This is a genomic window from Rhizobium sp. BK312 (assembly GCF_014193605.1).
GTDB lineage: Bacteria > Pseudomonadota > Alphaproteobacteria > Rhizobiales > Rhizobiaceae > Rhizobium.
Genome location: NZ_JACHZP010000018.1, coordinates 41,667 through 60,990, shown reverse-complemented (window position 1 = coordinate 60,990; position 19,324 = coordinate 41,667). Strand labels below are relative to the sequence as shown.

Below are 19,324 nucleotides of genomic sequence, written 5' to 3'. Positions count from 1 at the left end.
TGAATTCAAACGAGTTATCTCCAATACTTCGAGATCACGAGAGAACAAGCTTCATCGAGGCAAATAAATTTGCCGTTAACAGGGTGCGAGAGCGGCGGTGGAAAATTAACTCGTGGCACAGGCGGATAGTTCCGTTATGACAAGGTCGCAGCTTTGTGCTTACCCAAATGTATCCGTTACCAAGATTCTGACCCAGAGCGACGCGGCCGTTTGTTGACGGTCATTTTGTGGGGCAATCCCACCTACTCATCCGGCACGATGACCGTGCAGGTACTCGAGATGACCGGCGGGGGCAGTGTAAGGGGTCTCATCCCGGGATAAAACAGGTTTCGGCTTGTGCCCGCCGGATTGTTGGCGTCAACAAAATAGAATGGCGGATGCGATTTGGGACCTGGTGCTCAATGGATTTGACCGAACGGCACTTTCGATCCTTATTCGACGCACGCACCCGGGAGCGCGGCATCTCCTATGCGCGGCGTGGACGAGTTTCGCACATTTGCCAGGCGGACCGCGATTCACGGTATCGGTTCGCGGGCAGTGGCGGAAAGACATATCGCCAGACGATTTCCCCGCTCCGTGACGGGGGGCGCTTGAACAGCCGATGCGGTTCCCGGTCAGCATCAATTGCAAGCATGTGGCGGCGGTATGCCACAGCATCGCCGCGCAGCATACAGAGGGCTTTGCGAGAGAGGCCGAGGCCTGATGCCCGACTTCTGCGGGCTCAAAGAGCCCCGGTCCAGAGGTGGAGCTTGTTGAGGACTCCTCAATCACGCCGACGTATAGTATATTGATGAGCGCACTAAACTCCTTCTGCACCAGGCGCCAACCCATTATCTATTCCGGCGCCTGGTTTTTTGTCGCCGCCAGGAACAACAGGAGAGCAGCGCTGGTCCGGATAAACAGCTTCAAACCTACATTCAGCAGTTTGTCGATGCCGACCGCTTCGGCTCGAAGAGTGAGGTTCTGCGGGAAGGTATTCGCCTAATTCAAGATCGAGAAACGAAACTGGCTGCATTGGATGCGTCGATTATGGGTAGCATAGCCGATGCTGAACGAGCCGAGCCATGCTGCAGATAGGCGACCTCATCGCGAAGGACAATCCGCAGTCACTCCCCTGATCGCGCGTTGCAATCCAGCCTCAGATATCAGGCAAACTGAAGAGCGAGCCGTAGGGCTTCGCTGATTAGAAAAATCGCAACCAGTACGATGCAGAGACGCTCGATGAACATAGGTTAGCTTCCTGATTGGAGTGATGCCTTTTCGTCTTTATGCTCTGTCTGATGTAGACCGCTGTGCCGAGCAATTCGGCGAGAGAGCCTTGCCGCCGCAGCGCGTGACGAGGCCAGGTAGTTGCCGGCGCAGCCAGTCGCCAAGGCGTTTTGTGATCTCGTGATCGTTGGCAATTTTCAACCGCTGCGGGACGAGGGGTATCCAGTAGGACCTTATGGCACGCGGAGTTAGCATGTTCGTAATTGCCGAGACGTGCGTTAAAGATAGCACGCTGTGCTTCCAGTTCGGCCACTCTCCGTACGATCGATTCAAGAGCCATTTCGGAAATCTCCCGTTGATGGTTGTTGCACTGCCATATCCGAGATCCAATCCAAGATGTGGCAGGCAATGCGTACCTCCAGTGCCAGTGCCAGTGCCACGCGTCCGCGCTAGTCGCCTTCGCCGAGCATGTTTCATTCTCTGGTTCATGTGGACAAGATCGCGATTGGCAGCTCCGCATTCCCTCATTTCAGCCGAATATCTCTGTGCAATCATTCCGCACTTTTTTGCCATTGCCTGCCGACAGCGGCAATGGCTGTAGTGCGGATTATCGCCGCGACGAAATCAGTTGCGTGCGCTTAAAAGGCGCACGGCGTCCGATGGTCTGATGTGACAAATATTGTTGATTGCCACTGGACGTGCATAACCGATCTCCTGTCGATCCATGATAAAGCCTATCTCAAACATTGCCGGCAACTCGCGCTAGAACACCGCTAGCCTAACGGCAACGTAGGCGGCCGAGAGATGAACTCTTTGATCGCCTCGACTGCTAAGGGCCTACTTATCAAATAGCCTTGGAGTCGATCGCATCCAGCGTTCTGTAGCCATTCCGCCTGCTGCTGTGTCTCAACGCCTTCGGCTATCACGAGCATATTGAGATCGTGAGCGAGGTTGATGACACAACGGACAATCGCCTGGCTTTTCAAATCGTCTACTAGATCGATGATGAAATACCTGTCGATTTTAATCGTATCGAACGGGAAGGTCTTGAGATAGCCCAGCGAAGAATACTGTGTTCCGAAATCGTCAAGCGAGATCCGAATGCCCAGCACGTTAAGCGTGTAGAGCGTGTCGAGGTTATTGACGGTCCGTTCCAGTAGTACGGTTTCGGTGATCTCGAGTTCCAGCCGATCGGGCGAAAATCCTACCAGGTCGAGTGTGTGGGAAACACGGTCGGTGAGGCCGCTCGTCAAGAATTCACTGGCCGATATGTTCACCGCAACAATATAATCTTTCGGCCAACTCATCGCCTCGCGGCATGCACATTCCAAAACCCATTCCCCGATTTCGGACATAATGCCGTCGGCCTCGGCCATGGGAATAAACGCGATAGGAGGAATTCTTCCTAACAAAGGATGTTGCCATCTCAGCAGCGCCTCAAATCCGACAATTCGATCGCTTTCGGCAAGGGGTTGGTATTCGATGAAAAACTGCTGCTGCTCCAACGCTGTTCGCAGGCTGCGGCGCAGCAATTCCTTTTGTTCGAGGATTGCAAGCAAGGCAGGGTCAAACGCGCTTGCGCAACCGCGTCCATCTTTCTTTGCGGCATGAAGTGCGACATCGCACGCCTTCATGAGCTGCTCAGGATTGGTACCGTCCTGGGGAGCTACGGATATCCCTATGCTGGTACCCACGAAAACCGCGATATTGTCAATTGTAAAGGGCCTCTTGAAGGCGTTGATCAAAGCTTCAGCCAGCCGCTGCCCTTTGGCGGGGTGACCGGGTCCCATCGAAATGATCATAAATTCATCGCCCGCTAAGCGATAGACCCTGTCGTCGCTGTCGAGGCACCTTTTGATCCGACTTGCAGCGAATTGAAGCAGCTTATCGCCAGCGGAATGGCCCAGGGTATCATTCACGGGTTTGAAATCATCAAGGTCGAGCTGCATCAAGGAGAGAATGTCTTCAGAGCTCTCGATCTCCTGCAACGAGGCAGTTAGATCAGCGCCGAATTGGCGGCGGTTGGGCAACCTGGTAAGCGCATCGTGGGTGGCTTGATGCAAAAGTATTGCGCGCTCGACATCATGACGATTTCGCACAGACTCGATGACGGCGATACGATCTGCGATACGATAGATCGCTAGGTCGCAAAGCTCACTTCCGTCCACACCGTGCGTTATCCGAAGGGGCGGGGCATTTTCACTGATGGAGCGCATAGCGAGTTCGATTTTCTGTCTATCTAGCCCAGGGAAACGCTCCCAAAAAGATCTGTTAGGTTTGACCGAGGCAGGTAGATTTATGTTCGACGGATTTTCAACTAGGTTGAAGTCGCGATCGAAAACCAAAAGCTTATCTGTACAGACCGACGTCTCCGCTTTGATTTTGTCAAAGGTCGGCCAACCCGCACGATTTTTCCCCATATCTAGCGCCCCCGTGGTCAAACGATTGCCCGTCTGCGGCGGGTTCTTGCTCTAGCATAATTTAGGTGGTTTCGCCCTATTCAATAGCAGTTTCGGATTGCAAATCCGAATATAGTTCAAAACTACGTCATGATACGTCGCCATCGGATGTAGCGAGGTCGAGCGCCTTAAGTTCCGAACGTGCGAGGTTACATGGCGAGCCGAGTCAAAATGTGGGATGGATGCGATGCGCCGAGCACCAACGTGTTTTGCCTTGTTGTGCAATGGCATCTTTGGGGCCAGGTAGCCCGACCTAGATAACTTGGGACCAGGATCATCGTCGTCTTAAGACGAGCTCTTAATAACCGAGTTCCGCGAAAGTGCGTCTCCGATGCCTCCCGCTAATAGAGTTCCGACCTTGACGTTCAATCTGCGCTGCTTATCTGCGATTGCCGTTTCGTTGGCCTTTCCAATAGCTTGCGCCGAAACGAGATCGGGTGATCCGCGTATCATGCCGCAAAACATGGTTGCCCTTTTTAGGACTAGAACCAACATTGTTGCGCATTGCAATTATTAAGCGTATCTTCTTACCTGTCGCCGGTTATGCAAGGGCACTGGCGCTTGGAAGAGCATCCCACTTTCGCCCAAGGAGAAAGTATGATGGTCGGCGAGGACTTAAGCCTATTGAACAAGCGCTCGTCTCATGTGCGTTTGCCCGTCGATCTTAGACTCGTTGCGCCCCGTCCAGAAAGATCGCCGCCCGGTGTTCAACTTGTCAAGTTGACTGCCTCCATTGTTGCAGCGTACGTGCAAACGCATGTTGTGCAGACCGCCGAACTGGCGAATCTGATTGCCGGTGTTCATGGAGCCTTAGAAGATATTCAGATTTCGAATATATTGGGTTTAGGTACATTGCTTGCAAAACAGAAGCCCCGGGTCTCCATCCAAAAGTCAGTCACGGACGCGTTCATTATTTGTTTAGAGGACGGCGAACGGTTCAAGTCGATGAAGCGCCACCTCGCCAGCAAGTATAATTTAACCCCTGCTCAATACCGATTAAAATGGCACCTACCCGAAGACTACCCAATGGTTTCCGCGGCGTATTCGGAAAAACGGTCTCAATTGGCGCGAAACCACCTCCTTGGGGGGAGGCGCCGGCCAGAATGACGCCTGACGCAGGCGCAACTTCGCCGAATTGAGCTTCGATGGAAAATCCGCGGCTATCTCCCGCAGTTCGACACGAGGCGCAGACATCTCCGCTTGCTTTTGCCGTCTCGCGATTGGCCTGACTCCATCGCAAGGCACATTATCGACCACCCGTCGCCCATAATTACTAACGGTCTGATGTACGCGAGAGATAGTTTGCATTTATCGATGCATGACACCCGATTAAGGCGGCCATCGCACTAGTCGGCGGATCACCGCTAACCCGTGGCTTATAAGCTGACATGATTTGGAATCATCGCATTACCCGTGTCACCGTCGGCCTCTTGCTGCTGGCGCTTGCAATTGTCGTCTCCCTACCGGCAATCACCGGCTATACGAGCCGGGATGGCACCGTCAATGCGCGCCTGGCTCTCCTCAATGCTCCCATCGATGGTGTGATTTCCGGCGAGCCAGCGAAAGTCGGCGTTCCAGTCAAAGCCGGCGACAATCTCGTCGAAATCAGCAATCCTCGCGTGAACCGCGCGGTGCTGGCGTCCCTTGAGGCCGAGCGCAATACCGCCCTCGATCGAGTAGCAGCCTTGAAAAAGGAACGCGACGACCTCACACGGCTTCGCGACCAACTGGGAAATCGCCTGGAAATCTTCAAGCAGGCTACGATTTCGAACCTTGAGCGCGAAGTCGAGATCCTACGAAAGAGGGTGGAAGTTTCGCAGGCGCAAGATCTCGCCGCACAGGTCGATCTTAATCGCCGGAAGGAACTGGAATCCAAGGGTATTCTCACTCAGCGGATGGTGGATGCCGCACGCGCCGCTGGCGCGGCGACCGGAGGCGAGGTCGAAGTGAGCAACCTGACCGTCGATCAATTGCAACAACGACTGAACGCCGTTCGACAGGGCATCTTCGTGTTCGGAGATGGACAGAACGACGTACCCTATTCCCGCCAGCGTCAGGATGAGGTCATCGTCCATATCGGCGACCTCAATTCACGCATAGCCGAGAACGAGACACGGGCAACAGAGGTCGGAAAGCAATTGAAAGAAGAAGGTATCCGCGTGAGCAGCCTCGAATCCGCAACCGCGACCGCCCCGTTCGACGGAGTCATTTGGAGCAGAAGCATCGTCAATGGCTCCAATGTCGTGCTCAATAATGAGCTCATGCGAATTCTCGATTGCCGGGAGCTCTTCGTCGACATCCTTGTCCCCGAAGTCGATTATGACGAAATCTATCCAGGAGTGGTCGCACAGGTCCGGCTGCTAGGCCGCAGCGACGTTTTCAAAGGTTCGGTCGTTTCCGTAAAAGGCAGCTCGGCAACGCCGGAAACCGATTCATTTGCGGCCAGCCTGCCGGTTACATCACAACGCAATGCCCACATCAAGGTTCGTCTCGAGCCCTCCGTTATGAACAGTGACTTCGGCAATTTCTGCCAAGTGGGACGTTCGGTCCAGGTCCGCTTTCCGAAACGCGGATTCGCTCTTTCGAATTGGGTCAAAAACCTGTGGTTCAGTATCTTCTAGCCCTTGCTCCGACCTTTCTCGTGGTGGCGTTCTTTCTCCTGGGACCATTCAATTGGTCGCGCCATCATAGCTGGACGAGGACAGTCACCTGCGGGTTCGTCGCGGCCGTCGCATTGCGCTATATGATGTGGCGTTTCACGCAAACCGTTCTTCCCTATCCCTACGGCGGCGTCAATTTCTATTGGGTCTGGCTCGTCTTTATCGTGGAGTTCCTCGCATTTTCCGACGTCGTGCTGTTCCTCATCCTCATGAGCCGCCACGTCGATCGGAGCTTTGAAACGAGCAAGCTTGGTAGGACCTTTTTTTCGCGTGACGAGCGCGAACTGCCGACGGTAGATGTCTTCATACCCACCTACAATGAGCCGCTCGACGTCCTGGAGCGAACAATCGTCGGCGCGCTCGCACTCGATTACCCGAAAGACCAGCTCAAGGTTTATGTCCTCGACGACCAGCGCCGCGACTGGCTGAAAACCTTCTGCGAAGAGAAGGACGCTGTCCATGTTACGCGCAGCGACAATGCTCACGCCAAGGCCGGGAACATGAATAATGGCCTACAAGTCAGCTCGGGCGAATTCATTGCCGTTTTCGATGCCGATTTCGTGCCCTACCGGCATTTTCTTCGCCGTACGCTGCCGTTCTTTTCCGATGAAAGCATAGGTATCGTCCAGACCCCCCAGCACTTTTTCAATGCCGACCCCGTCCAGACGAATCTCGGGCTAGCGAACACATGGCCAGACGAGCAGCGTCTGTTTTTCGATGAGATTGCGCCCAGCCGCGACGGATGGGATGTCAGCTTCTGCTGCGGTTCCTGCTCGATCGCCCGGCGCAAGGCGATCGACGCGATCGGTGGATTTCCGACAGAGTCTGTCACAGAGGATTTGCTAACGACGCTCTCCATGCTCAACAAAGGCTATAAGACGCGCTACTTGAACGAGCGGCTGTCGATGGGGCTCGCCGCGGAAAATCTAATCGGCTATTTCGTTCAACGAGAACGTTGGTGCCAGGGTGGCATCCAGACGCTTTACTTGCACAATGGCCCGTTGCGCGGCCCAGGATTATCTCTGTTTCAGCGAATCATGTTCCTGCCGGTTTCATGGATTGTCCAGTATCCGGTTCGTCTGATGATCCTGGTCATTCCGATGGCCTATCTCTGGTTCGGACTTTTGCCGCTTTATTTCACTGATACCGCCGACTACATCTCATATCAGGTCCCTCTGCTGACCGCCTATTTCTGTTTGATGCTTTGGATAACGCCGACACGATATCTGCCCATTATCTCGAGTGCTGTTGGAACCTTTGCGACGTTTCGAATGCTGCCGACCGTGGTGTCGAGCCTGATCAGACCGTTCGGCAAGCCTTTCAGAGTGACGCCGAAAGGCAGCGGCAATCAGACAAACCAATTCGACAAATATACGTTTGCCTGGATCGCGACCTTGATTGCGATCACCGCGCTTGGGCTGCTCATCGATATTGTCCCCGAGACAACACAGATTCAGGCACAATTTTCGCCGATCGCTGCTTTCTGGGCCGGCATCAACATTATCGTCTTGGTCATCGCCTCTCTCATTTGCTTCGAGAAACCGCAGCGCTTATTTCACGCGTTCAGATTGGACGAACCGGCGTCGGTGGATGACATCCCCGGCCGATTAGTCAGTTTGGCGCTCGATAAGGCCGTTGTCGCGGTTGCGGTGGATTCACGCTTCGAGTCAAAATCGGTCATACTGCACCTTCAGGGCTTTGCACCCTTCGAAGCCGAATTGAAACAGGTCACTCAGCGGCGCAGGAGCGTGAGCCGAGGCGGCGATCGGCAAGCCTATTATCTTCACCTTCATTTCAACCTCGACGGCGCTATCCGAGACCAAATGATCGTAAAGCTTTATACTGGAGGCTATTCACAAGATATTGGCGACCTGGACAAGGTCGCCGTCTCGGTCAATCTTCTACTGCGCTCCTTCGGCCGGACGCGCACATTTTAACGACATATCTGCATTGGATCGGATGGTCCTCGCTAGCTCGGACGAATTTTGTTCGAGATAGGAAGAAAGAAGGACAACCTGCGTACCAGATCGGACCTCAGCTCGGGGCGAGTTTATGGCTCTCTAACGGAAGAGTCCAATCCCGCATTTTCAAATGTGCAATCTCATGGCCTACCCCTCCTTCTCGGCCGAAACACAACAGCGGCGAGCACACCCAATTGGATCTGCGACGAACCGGTCCGTTGGCTAGAAGCCATTTCCTCAAGGGGGTGGACAAGCGGATGGCTTTGGATGCAAATTCCGAGGCAACCCGCCCCCTGATTCCGAGATGATGCCGCCCCCTTTGGAAGGCATCTGGCGTGGGTGTTCTGCTGGTGTGAAGTTTCTTCCTTCGACTGTGACGAGGAAGGAACAGGATGCCTGCGGAGAGACTGGAGATGCGGCATGTCCGCGAGATATTGAGATATCGCTTCGAGCAAGGACTTGGCCACAAGTCGATTGCGGTGCGGGTTGGGGCCGCGCCCTCAACGGTGCGCGAGACGCTACGGCGTGCGGCAGTTGCCGGGCTGACGTGGCCTCTGGGTGACGACGTCAGCGACGCAGTTCTGGAAGCGGCGCTTTACAAAGTGGCCGGGACAAAGTCGGGGCAGCGTCGCGCCCCTGAGCCGGACTGGGCGCACGTCCATCGCGAGCTGAAGCGCAAGCATGTGACGTTGCAGATCCTCTGGGACGAATACATCAGCCGTCATCCTGATGGATATCGCTACAGTCGCTACTGTGACCCCTATCGCGGCTGGGCGCTGAAGCTGCCGGTGACGATGCGGCAGGATCATGCGGCCGGCGACAATCTGTTCGTCGACTACGCCGGCGACACGGTCACCGTCATCGTTGATCGGCTGTCCGGCAAGACACGGCAGGCACACCTGTTCGTGGCGGTTATGGGCGCGTCGAGCCTGTCATACGCTCATGCGCGCTGGAGCGAGACGCTTCCTGACTGGATCGAATGCCATATCCAGGCGCTGGAGTTTTTTGGCGGAGCGCCAGCCTTGCCGGTTCCCGACAATGCCAAGGTGGCGATCATCAAGGCGTGTCACTTCGATCCCCAGGTCAACCGGACGTATTGTGCGATGGCGGGCCACTACGGGAGCGCCGTCCTGCCGACGCGACCGAGACGTCCCCGCGACAAGGCGAAAGTGGAAGCTGCGGTTCGTATCGTCGAGCGATGGCTGCTGGGTCGCCTTCGCCATCGCATCTTCTATAGCCTGGCAGAGGTCAATGCGGCGATTGCCGACTTGCTTCATGATCTCAACGACAAGCGCGTCCTGCGCCGTGTCGGCGTTACCCGCCGCCAATTATTCGACGAGCTCGACCGGCCGGCTTTGCGACCGTTGCCGGTGGAGCGCTATGTTTTTGCGGAATGGCGTATCCGGCGTGCGGGGTTGGACTATCACGTCGAGATCGAGCGGCATTACTATTCTGTCCCCTATCGCTTCGCCCGTGAGCAGGTCGAGGCTCGCATCACCGCCAATACGATCGAGATATTCCACAAAGGCGAGCGAATTGCCGCTCATCGCCGCTCCAGCGGCAACGGCAAGCATACGACGATCCCCGATCATATGCCGTCGGCGCATCGCCGCCTTGCCGACTGGACGATCGAACGGATTCAACGCGAAGCCTCTGCGATGGGGCCGGATGTTGCGCTGTTGTGCGAGCGCATTCTTGCCGACAGGCCGCATCCCGAGCAGGGCTTTCGAGCCTGTCTCGGCATCATCCGCCTCAACAAGAGCTTTGGCCGCGACAGGGTCAATGCCGCCTGCAGCCGCGCGTTGGAGATCGGGGCAAGACCTATGGCTCGGTGCGCTCCATCCTCGACAATCACCTTGACCGAACGGCTGCCTCAAATGGTGCGGCGTCGCATGAACCGATCCATCACGCCAAAAAACCGCTGGAGCGAACTCAAAACTGGATAAAACTTGGGGGCAAGGTCAGGGTTGTCTAATCGCAGCTGGGACGTCAACTGGAATCTTCTTTGAAACAGCACTGCCGGGTGCATGGTTGTCTTCGCGGTCTACAACAGTAGCCGCATGATAGAGCTACGCAGCACGAGCCTTCAATGTGGACGACGCATTCAGCCGAGACGGCGATGCAACCCCATCAGTTCAGACCGAAGCACGCTGTTAGGCGAAGCGAGGAAATGATCCCGTCCAAAACATTGTCTTTAGCAAGGTAACATCGCTTCACGATGATGTTGTTTCGCAACCAAAATCCCGTCTTCTTAGATCCGACGTGGTCTTGCTACAAAATCTGATCGGTGACGGCCCACCTTTATGCGATGATGCTTATCCCTTCCGCAGTTGCCATCCACACCAGCGCCTCTCGTACTGATTGCGGCGAAATACGATCACACAACCCATCGATACAGACCTGAAGTGCTTTCTCATATACTTCGGTTTGCCTTGGTGAGGGCTCTTCTGTCAGATATTCGGAAAATCCCTCGACACTGTCTATGATTTGATGCGTACCCGTCAGGCGACTTGCGATCTTTACCGGCGCAAACATCCGTTGACGGCAGTGTGTCCCGGTAACACAAAGCAGGGAATGATGGAGCGTTGCTTCTAACAAATTCTTTCGTTGGTGAACCTTCATAGGCTTTCCTCCCAAAAATCGGACATTTATGTTGCTGAAAGTTTTTTTGTCGCCTGCCATCTTAGCGAGAAGCGAGGCATGTAAGAGCCACGAAGGCATGCACGGAATAGCCAAGCCAATCACGCATAGGCGAAGTATGCCGGCTTAGGTACCCACAGGGGAGAACTCGGCAGTTTTCTAAGCATAGCATTAAACTGGCCAATTCGATTGCGATAAAATATTTATAGTAACTAGATTACTCGCACTGGCCGAGACCGACGGCGCGGTTGCCTGTCGTGGTAGCTGAAAACGGGCATCGATAGCACCATGCGCCAGTGAAGATTCTTCTGGAGAAGCCGACCACGGCGCTGTCTATTTGATAATCACAACGCGATGCTGTCCAGCGTTCTCAACAGCGCATGCACGGCAGCCGACGGAGGCATTCGCGGAAGACCGCAAGTTCAGGCCTTTTTGCGTGATTTGCGTTTCCAGTTGGCGGCTAGCGTATCGACGCTTTTGCGAAGGGTGGCGGCATTGACTGCGGTTGGATCGTAGTCTGCGTTGCTCCACCATTCGAGAAGCTCATCGTGGCGCTCGTGAGTTTTGTTGGCGAGCGCCTCGCGGAATTCCTTGTATCCCCAAGAGCCACCGACGTCTTCGTGAGGGCATCGCCCGGTCACGTCGAGGCGGACTGGATCATTGAAGTCGGAAACAACTGGAAAAGTCTTTTCGATCTTGACGGTGTGCGTCCAGCCATCGCCGAAGTCATAGAGATACTTGAACGATCTCGCACCTATATCTTCGATGGCGGAAAGAAGTGTTGCTTTGCGCGCGTTTGAGAGAAGTGCGCACGATCACACGTTCAGCGAATCAAATGACTTCGCGCATAACGGGCGGCAGCCGCAGAAGTGCTGGGCTTTAGTGCTGGTCTCTCGATAAGCCATTGCTCTCGGAACGGTTGAGGCGTAGTATCGCGGCGCGTTGTAGCCTCCAACCGATTGCTTTCGCTTGTCGACTCGGTTGGCGCATTTTACATCTATATAGCTCGACCAGAAATCCGGACGGAAGGCAGTGTGGCGAGACCATCCGCCTCGGCCTTTCTCTCCTGCCCGGCCGCCAAACCGGGCAGGAGTCCATCAATGTCGGCAGCATGGTCGCCAACGGCGTGTCGCGCCGAGATGCCCGGTTGGAAGGATACTATGCAGTTCGACAATGATCGTTTGCCATCAAGTGGTCGAAGGGCAATCGCGTCGGAGATAATCGGCAGTACATCGATTGTCGACGATGACATTGCGGGCGCCAGCGTGTGCCGAACCAATTACTCTCAGAATGGAAGACGAATGCGGTCCCGATGTGGACTGGACGAACGGGTACTTGCTAACGGGCTCGGCGTGGTGATGCCAGCAATGGAGAAGGTTCCAAGAAAAGGGGTCCAGAACAAGATTAGTGCGAAATCGTACGCTAGCCGAAATTGCGCATATTTTCCGTACTTTACGGCTCCGCGCCGAACGTCAGACTTGATTGAAATTTGCGCCATAAGCGCCGAATTTTGAGAACGAATATCGCTCGAGCATCGTTTTTTCATCTAAACGTACGATTTCGCACTAATCTTGTTCTGACGCCTTTATGCATACTTCGACGACGATCTGGTGCGGGGCGCGCTGGATGCTGCCACGGTCCTGCTTGACGAACAGTTCGAGAGTGCTTCGTCCGGCAAGATGGTGCGCCGTATCGTGGCAAGAAAATCGCCAATCTAGCACGATTATTACCAATCAATTTGGCCCTGGCCGATATCTCGTCGGCCAGTGAAGCACAAGGAGTTGCACGCATGAAAATTCCCGCCTGTCCTTTCACAATCACGGACTGGAGCGAGGTGGCTCCCACCGTGCATGAAGGAGAGATCGGAAGCGCCACATGGCGCACGGTTAACATCGGCGACCTGCGGGTGCGCATGGTCGAATACTCAGCCGGATACCTCGCCGATCATTGGTGCGATCGCGGCCACGTTCTCCTTGTCCTGGAAGGCGAGCTCGAAACCGAGCTCCAGGATGGTCGGAAGTTCAAGCTGAAGCCGGGCATGAGTTACCAGGTCTCTGATTTTGGTGATGCTGCCCACCGATCCTTCACCAGTACCGGCGCGAAATTGTTCATCGTAGACTGACCGTCGCGACGAGCAGATGCCGGAATGCGGGCCAATACACCATGAGTTAAAGGTGGTGGGCGATCCAGGCTGAAGATCCAAGGTCCGAGCAAATACTGAACACTTGATCTGGTCGCGAAGACTCGATCTGGGCCGGATGACATCGTTACTGAAGCGTAACTCGCGTTGCGGAAGCAGGGATCCGACGGTGCAATTCTGTGCGGCAAACGTGCTGCAATTGCGGACTGCTAAATTTGCAACACTGGGCGGGTCCTTTAGTTTTCGAGATTCTAATGCATGGACAGCTGGCAAGGAGATGGTGTTATGGAGTCTTCAGCTCCGTGTTGGTAAAAGACCATGCGATTTATAGACTTGCGGCTTTCCAGGATTCTTGGATCACCTCGCCCGCTCGGCAACGGCGACGGTCTCAAGGCTTACGAACCGTGGATCTGTGACGCTTTCGAGCGGTTTGAGCGCGAGATTGAAGCGTTCTACCGACGGTCGTTGTTTTCGGTGGTCGTTTGAAAGCCTCAACCGGCAAGTATGAGAATACTCGTTTCAGTCGAGCGCGGCTGAACTCACCTTCGCCCTCTGATGGCACTCCAACCTACGACGCAGTTCTCCGTCACAGCGCAGGCGCAAGGGTCGTCATTCCACCGGCTCGAAGGCGGTGGAAGGGCCCAATGCCCAAGCCGCATGCCAGAGTGACGACCACATCGCTTCCATGCGGGCGGATGGTCGGCTTGTAAAGCAGCACCGAAGCGGGACCCCATGGCGTTATTTTCTACACCATTGAAAATAACAAGAGCATCTCGAAATCACCGGGGTCTCAATCGGCGCAGATCGGGAACCCACTCAAATCAAAAATGTCTATTTTTATCAGACGGTTATCTGGAACTATGGGTGGGGTTACAGTTCGGAGATGACTCACACTCAGCCGGTTGTTGCGGCAGGTCGAACAGCAGGCGGTGGTGCGCTCGCATGGAGACATTCGCTGCGCCGACGTCATGTCGCGCGATGTCATCGGCATTGACTGGGATGCCGAGCCGGATCATGCACGGCAGCTCCTGCTGAAGCATAATATCCGCACGCTACCGGTGAAGGACCCAGAGGGCCGGCTGCTTGGAACGGTCGGTTTGCGCGAGCTGTCGGAAAGCAATGACACCATCGCGCAGGCGCTCTCGCGGCCCGCCATCGCGGATGCCGGGGATCCCGCTTTGTCGCTATTGCCTGTTCTGACGGATGGGCGCACGCATGCCGTGATCGTCGTGGATGTCGACCGGCAAATCCTCGGTTTGATATCACAGACGGACCTGTTGAGTGCAATGGCACGGCTTCTGCTGAACAAGGACGCTGCGTCCGTCAGTGTTGCTTGAAATGGGCGCGGAGCGTACGAGGCGGATTCCTCAAGCGCAGATGACTGGCAGATTACTCAATTTTCGCCAGGCTGGTGGCGAGATCCGATAGAAGATCTTCTTCGGCCTCCAGGCCAACCGAGACCCTCAGCAACCCTTCCTTTATGCCGGCAGCGTGGCGAGCCTCGGCACCCATGCCGACATGGGTCATGCTGGCGGGATGGGCAACGAGGCTTTCAACGCCGCCCAGGGATTCGGCAAGAGTGAAGATTCTCAGCCCCGCTACGAAATAGCGGACTGCCTCAAGCCCCCCCTTAAGTTCGAAACTCAACATGGCTCCGAAGCCGGATTGCTGCCGTGCCGCAAGCTCATGTCCGGGGTGGGTCGGCAGGCCGGGATAGTGGACCACACCGACCTGCCGATGCTGCGAAAGAAAGCGAGCGACGGCCATGGCCGTCGTCTGCTGTCGTTCGATCCGGGCGAAAAGGCTCCGGATGCCGCGCAGAGTGAGATAGGAATCGAATGGCGATCCCGTGACGCCGATTATATTCGCCCATGCTTTCAGTTCTTCCACGTCATTCGCGTTTGCTCCGACGACGGCGCCACCAACGACATCGGAATGGCCGTTCAGATACTTCGTCGTCGAATGGATGACGAAGTCGGCGCCAAGAGCGATCGGGCGCTGAAGCGCAGGCGACAGAAAGGTATTGTCGACCACCAGGCGTGCCTGCGCCGATTTCGTCTGTCGGGCAATGGCGTTGATGTCGACGATGCGCATGAGCGGGTTGCTCGGCGTTTCGACAAAGACGAGTGTCGCGCCTCGGGTCAAGGCTGAGGCTAGGGCTTCCTGGTTGCCTTGATCGACGAATTCGACGTGAAAATGCCCTTTGTCTCGCAAGGCGGCCAATAGCCGATAGGTCCCGCCGTAGCAGTCATGCGGGGCAATCACCCGATCACCAGGTTTCAGAAGGCTGAGCACAAGATTGACGGCGGCCATCCCGGACGAGGTCACCACGGCTCCAGCGCCACCTTCGAGCTTTGCCAGTGTATCGGCCAACAGATCGCGGGTCGGATTGGACGTTCTGGAATATTCATAGGCTTGTGCTTGCTCGAACTTCCGAAAGGCGAAGTTGCTTGAAAGGTAAAGGGGTGGGGTGACGGCACCATAAGCGGTGTCGTCTGCTATCCCATTTGCCGCCGCAATCGTTCTGAAGTCCTTATTGATCGACACCGGTGAATTGCCTTTCACGAATTGGAATTGGCGCTTGCGACGTTGCGCATCGCCGCTCGATTCATGGGTCGCAAGCTGCGCGAAGGAGATATTGCTGACCGTGTCAGCGCCTCCATCGCAGATCGCGCCCTTGTTGCAACTATAATTTCTATTTTAAGAATGACAATGATTGATCATTCTCTATTATCGCTGAATAACGTTTTCACGTCCGAGGGAAAAGAGGGCCAACGATGTTTGTCCAGCGCGCGCAAAATGGAGACTTTATCGTAGACTCCTCGGAGATTGCCGATCGGTTCGGTCTGTCACTGAGCGACTTTCGCGGCCATATGCAGCGAGGCTCGATTACGTCCTCAGTAGAGGTGGGCACAGCGGACAATGAAGGCACGAGGCGCCTGTCCCTGCGATTTGGCAATAGGCTATGGCGGGTCGTTCTAGACGATGAGAACCAGATCCGGCACGAGGAGATGACTTTCCTTCGCAGCAGTGCGCGACCGCCCTCATCTTGATGCTGGCGCGGCTTTCGTCGTGACCGTCCAGACATTCCGTTCAAGCACGTCGTCGCGGACGAACACCATCTCGACTCACTGCCTGGTGATGAAATCCATGAGGACGATGGCGTGATTGTGCTCGACATCTTTCGCTCCGTAAAGAAGCGTCGCCGTCGATTGGCCGATCTTCTCTTTGATCTCGTCCACCACCTTGGCGTTCCTCTTGAGCTCATCCTGGTAGCGGCGACGGAATTCGCTCCATTTGTTCGGGTCGTGACCGAACCAGCGCCGCAGGCCTGTGCTCGGGGCGATGTCCTTCAGCCAGAGGTCTATACGAGCTTCACTCTTGCTGACGCCGCGAGGCCATAACCGGTCGACAAGAATCCGCGCGCCGTCACCTTCGTTTGCAGGCTCATAAATTCATTTTATATGTATGGTCATGTTTCAATCTAGCGTCTTTCGTGGGTACTCCCAAGTCGTGGTCTGTTGGCGGCATTCAAATAGAGGCTGTTTGGCTCGAAAACCCGCAAGCGGGACGTATGAACTGGGCAGCAACAGCTGAGTACGCTTCATGGTGACCGAGCGACCGGAGCCGATTTGTCGACGCGCGCTTTCTCGAGTGTAGCAGCCACTCGGTCCGCCATATCGACGCAGCGGGTCCCATCGAAGGGAAAAAGGGAAGAGAATGTACCGGCGAACTGGTTTTCGATCGAAAGCCGCATCATTTTGCGAGCCCGGTGCAGCCGCGTCTTGATAGTCTCCGGCTTGATGCCGAGGAGCGACGCCGTCTCTTCCGTGCTCAAACCCTCCACCTCGCGCAGAATGAAGACCGTGCGGAATTCGTCCGGCAGCGCATCGACCGCAAGTTCCAATAGATGCCTGGTCTGATTTCGCGCCAGTTCTGCCTCCGGATCGACCGATGACAGCGAGGAGGGGAAGTGCAATATCCCGCCACCCAACATCTTGTTTTGCATGTCGATGTCCTCAAGCCCGGTAAAATCGCGCCGTCGACGCACGCGGCCGAGCGCTTCGTTGAGCGCAATCCTTGTCAGCCAGGTTGATAGTCTTGAATCGCCGCGGAAAGCGGACAGGTTGATGAACGCTTGCACATAGGTTGCCTGCACAATGTCTTCCGCCTCTGCGTCGTTACCGACGACGGAGCGAACTGCCCGAAACAGGCGCTGATTGTTGCGCTGGATGATTACCCTGACGGCTTGCTCATCGCTCGCCCTGGCGCGAGTGACGAGTTCGGTTTCCGAACAGGCAGAAAGATCAGGCCACTGTCGCTTGGCTGCGACGGGGATGGCGATCATTCGCGGCTCCTCTCTACCTCTGGCCAGATCGAATGGTGGCTCACGGCAGAATACTCAGTTTTCCGGTCATCATCGGATGAAAGCGGCAGTAAAACTCAACAGCTCCCACCTGCTTGATCGTCATACGCGCCTGCGACTTGGCCGGCAGATCGATATCGAAGCTAGCATCGCGCGCGGTCGCAGTATGGCGGAATATATCATCGTTGCGCCAGACGATCACGTCGCCCACGCGTAATGAGTTGGGCAGCGAGCCGAACTTCATGTTCGCGACGACAATTTGGTATTCGGCCGACGGCGCCCCCGTGCCGATCGCCGTCAGAAGCAACCCGGCGACAACGGCGGGCAGAAGCTTCGCAGTCACCCCGCCCGCCATCGGCCCTACTTCATCATCGCGGCAAGATGCTCCGCATGCATTTGATGTTCCTTGAACAGTGTAAGGCCAGTTTCCAACAGCGACTTGAGCTGCGCATTCTTGGCCGATGGGATCAGTTGATCGGCGAGCGTGCTGTTGACAGCCTTGTGATAGGCGACTTCATTGTCGATATAGGCCTTGTCGAAGGCAGATCCGTCGAGGGCGCCGAGTTTGGCTAATTCCTTGGTCGCTTGAGCGTTCAGCGACTTGCTGATCTGATTGTCTTCTGGCGTAACCTTGAGCTTTTTGACCAGAGCCAGTGCCTGGTCGTTAACCGCCTTGTGGTCACGCTCCATGGTCTTGGCGAATTCGATCACGTCCGTGTTCTTGCTCTTCTTCAGAGCCTGTTCGGCAGCCTTCACATCGATTTGGCCCGCCGTATAGGCGATATGAGCGATCTGCGGATCGGAGATTTTGGCGTCAGCGGCGATCGCCGCGGTGCCGGCGAGGCCGAGCAGGAACGTCGCGGCGAGAATGTTTTTGAACATGGTTTTTCTCCTATTGTCATGCGATCCAGAGCGGTCAACGGACCCAAGACACGCCATCGATCCCTAGCTTCGAGCTGAAGCCAGTTATTGGATGGAGTTTGGAGAAAAAGGTTCCCGAAAAAATCGCGAATGTTTGCGAATAGACTCCGACGGCAATGTTGCGATCATTCGCGGCGGCTTGCGGTCGCCACTCCGGAAAACACAGTTGCGCCTTCTACGCGTATCCATGCCGTTATGGATCGCGATTGAAATCGCGGTCGACCGTATACATCCAATGGCGCATGTGATCGAGCAAAAGCGCGATGTCGTATTGCCATTCCAAAGCGAGAAGCTTGAGGTCCATGGGACCGGCTTGTAGCCGCATATAGAGTGTTTTTTTGAGTTCGGCGAGCTCGTCCGCGGTCGGTGAATGCTGGGGTGGGTGCTTAAGTTTGCCGCCACGCGACAAGCGCTCGGCAAACAACTCTAAATCAGTCTTCGTTTCGACGGTCGACGCTGCCATCAAACTATCCTCCCGAGTCGAAAATATATCGTATTGCGATATATTGCAATACCACGATGAAATCGTCGTCGTCAGGCGATTTTGGCCTGCAGGCGTTGCAGGATCATGATGAGTTCGGGTGCCATTTCCCGTATTTCCTTGAGGTGCACAGCGCTGAGCCGCAGCAGGACGTCGTCTGCCTTCGCGGTCAACGTCAATGTCTGTCGCCGTTTGTCCTGCGGGTCCGAGTGTCGTGTCACCAAATCGGCGGCGCTCAATCGTCCAACGAGCTCGGTCGCCGTGTGGGGTGCAATCAGTAGACGGTTCGCCAGCAATCCGATGGTCATAGCATCATTGACGGGCTGCGCCTTGATCGCGAGCAAGGCCTGGTGCTGCTGGCTGGGAAGTCCTTCTTCCTGGGCAGCCGATGTGCTGAAATCCATAAATCTGCGCAGCGTATAGCGTAAATTGGCCAACGCTTCATAATCACTGCCACTCAACGTTTCTTTCGTCATCTTCACGATCT

At 55.5% G+C, this 19,324-nt stretch carries 15 protein-coding genes and 4 pseudogenes; 9 read left to right on the top strand and 10 right to left on the bottom strand.

The genetic code is table 11. The annotated features are described in order from the left end of the window. Positions 1-846: 846 nt before the first annotated feature. Positions 847-1,053 (top strand): annotated as a pseudogene (locus tag FHT85_RS30030) (type II toxin-antitoxin system ParD family antitoxin); the annotation flags it as partial. Positions 1,054-1,982: 929 nt separating this feature from the next. On the opposite strand, the gene FHT85_RS30025 reads toward FHT85_RS30030, so the two are convergent. Further along, positions 1,983-3,629, bottom strand: coding sequence for a putative bifunctional diguanylate cyclase/phosphodiesterase (locus FHT85_RS30025; RefSeq protein WP_112401234.1), 1,647 nt, complete (start codon positions 3,627-3,629; stop codon positions 1,983-1,985). A gap of 636 nt (positions 3,630-4,265) precedes the next feature. Between FHT85_RS30025 and FHT85_RS30020 the strand changes: the two genes are divergently transcribed. From FHT85_RS30020 to istA, 4 genes and pseudogenes are all read left to right on the top strand, one after another. Continuing rightward, on the top strand, positions 4,266-4,775 hold the full coding sequence (locus tag FHT85_RS30020) for a MucR family transcriptional regulator (protein ID WP_246780158.1): 510 nt from the start codon (positions 4,266-4,268) through the stop codon (positions 4,773-4,775). A 281-nt stretch (positions 4,776-5,056) separates the two neighbouring features. Next, the gene (locus tag FHT85_RS30015) at positions 5,057-6,289 is read left to right on the top strand and encodes an HlyD family secretion protein (RefSeq protein ID WP_112401235.1); all 1,233 of its coding nucleotides are present in this window, start codon (positions 5,057-5,059) and stop codon (positions 6,287-6,289) included. After that, entirely contained in the window at positions 6,271-8,265 is a 1,995-nt protein-coding gene (locus tag FHT85_RS30010; RefSeq protein ID WP_112401236.1) for a glycosyltransferase, read from the top strand. The genes FHT85_RS30015 and FHT85_RS30010 overlap by 19 nt, the downstream gene beginning before the upstream one ends. A gap of 437 nt (positions 8,266-8,702) precedes the next feature. Further along, positions 8,703-10,264, top strand: a pseudogene (gene istA, locus FHT85_RS30005) (IS21 family transposase). A 326-nt stretch (positions 10,265-10,590) separates the two neighbouring features. On the opposite strand, the gene FHT85_RS30000 reads toward istA, so the two are convergent. Then, a complete protein-coding gene (locus FHT85_RS30000) occupies positions 10,591-10,911 on the bottom strand; it encodes a DUF982 domain-containing protein (protein WP_162701063.1) in 321 nt (106 codons plus the stop codon). A 440-nt stretch (positions 10,912-11,351) separates the two neighbouring features. Then, positions 11,352-11,687 carry a plasmid pRiA4b ORF-3 family protein gene (locus FHT85_RS29995; RefSeq protein WP_312861381.1) on the bottom strand — a complete coding sequence of 112 codons (336 nt, stop codon included), beginning with the start codon at positions 11,685-11,687 and terminating at the stop codon, positions 11,352-11,354. Between the two features lie 1,031 nt (positions 11,688-12,718). Here FHT85_RS29995 and FHT85_RS29990 point away from each other — a divergent pair. From FHT85_RS29990 to FHT85_RS29980, 3 genes and pseudogenes are all read left to right on the top strand, one after another. Beyond that, on the top strand, positions 12,719-13,051 hold the full coding sequence (locus FHT85_RS29990) for a DHCW motif cupin fold protein (protein WP_112339761.1): 333 nt from the start codon (positions 12,719-12,721) through the stop codon (positions 13,049-13,051). A 572-nt stretch (positions 13,052-13,623) separates the two neighbouring features. Further along, positions 13,624-13,775, top strand: a pseudogene (locus FHT85_RS29985) (IS5/IS1182 family transposase); the annotation flags it as partial. Between the two features lie 187 nt (positions 13,776-13,962). Further along, positions 13,963-14,406 (top strand): annotated as a pseudogene (locus FHT85_RS29980) (HPP family protein); the annotation flags it as partial. A gap of 52 nt (positions 14,407-14,458) precedes the next feature. On the opposite strand, the gene metB reads toward FHT85_RS29980, so the two are convergent. Beyond that, complete coding sequence (metB, locus tag FHT85_RS29975; RefSeq protein ID WP_312861379.1) at positions 14,459-15,616, bottom strand: cystathionine gamma-synthase; 1,158 nt, start codon at positions 15,614-15,616, stop codon at positions 14,459-14,461. A 230-nt stretch (positions 15,617-15,846) separates the two neighbouring features. Here metB and FHT85_RS30775 point away from each other — a divergent pair, with 230 nt between their 5' ends. Next, complete coding sequence (locus tag FHT85_RS30775; RefSeq protein ID WP_112401239.1) at positions 15,847-16,122, top strand: DUF6522 family protein; 276 nt, start codon at positions 15,847-15,849, stop codon at positions 16,120-16,122. A gap of 75 nt (positions 16,123-16,197) precedes the next feature. Here the strand turns inward: FHT85_RS30775 and FHT85_RS29970 are convergent, their stop codons facing one another. From FHT85_RS29970 to FHT85_RS29945, 6 genes are all read right to left on the bottom strand, one after another. Beyond that, complete coding sequence (locus FHT85_RS29970; protein ID WP_312861380.1) at positions 16,198-16,524, bottom strand: DUF488 domain-containing protein; 327 nt, start codon at positions 16,522-16,524, stop codon at positions 16,198-16,200. 149 nt (positions 16,525-16,673) lie between these two features. Beyond that, complete coding sequence (locus FHT85_RS29965; RefSeq protein ID WP_112401240.1) at positions 16,674-17,417, bottom strand: RNA polymerase sigma factor; 744 nt, start codon at positions 17,415-17,417, stop codon at positions 16,674-16,676. Positions 17,418-17,457: 40 nt separating this feature from the next. Then, a complete protein-coding gene (locus FHT85_RS29960; protein ID WP_183775092.1) occupies positions 17,458-17,790 on the bottom strand; it encodes an amicyanin in 333 nt (110 codons plus the stop codon). A gap of 5 nt (positions 17,791-17,795) precedes the next feature. After that, complete coding sequence (locus FHT85_RS29955) at positions 17,796-18,317, bottom strand: DUF4142 domain-containing protein (protein ID WP_034513030.1); 522 nt, start codon at positions 18,315-18,317, stop codon at positions 17,796-17,798. Positions 18,318-18,549: 232 nt separating this feature from the next. Beyond that, positions 18,550-18,819, bottom strand: a complete 270-nt coding sequence (locus FHT85_RS29950) for a hypothetical protein (protein WP_112339629.1) — start codon at positions 18,817-18,819, stop codon at positions 18,550-18,552. Positions 18,820-18,890: 71 nt separating this feature from the next. Then, positions 18,891-19,313 (bottom strand): MarR family winged helix-turn-helix transcriptional regulator, encoded by a 423-nt coding sequence (locus FHT85_RS29945; RefSeq protein WP_034513032.1) that lies wholly within the window; start codon positions 19,311-19,313, stop codon positions 18,891-18,893. Positions 19,314-19,324: the final 11 nt, after the last annotated feature.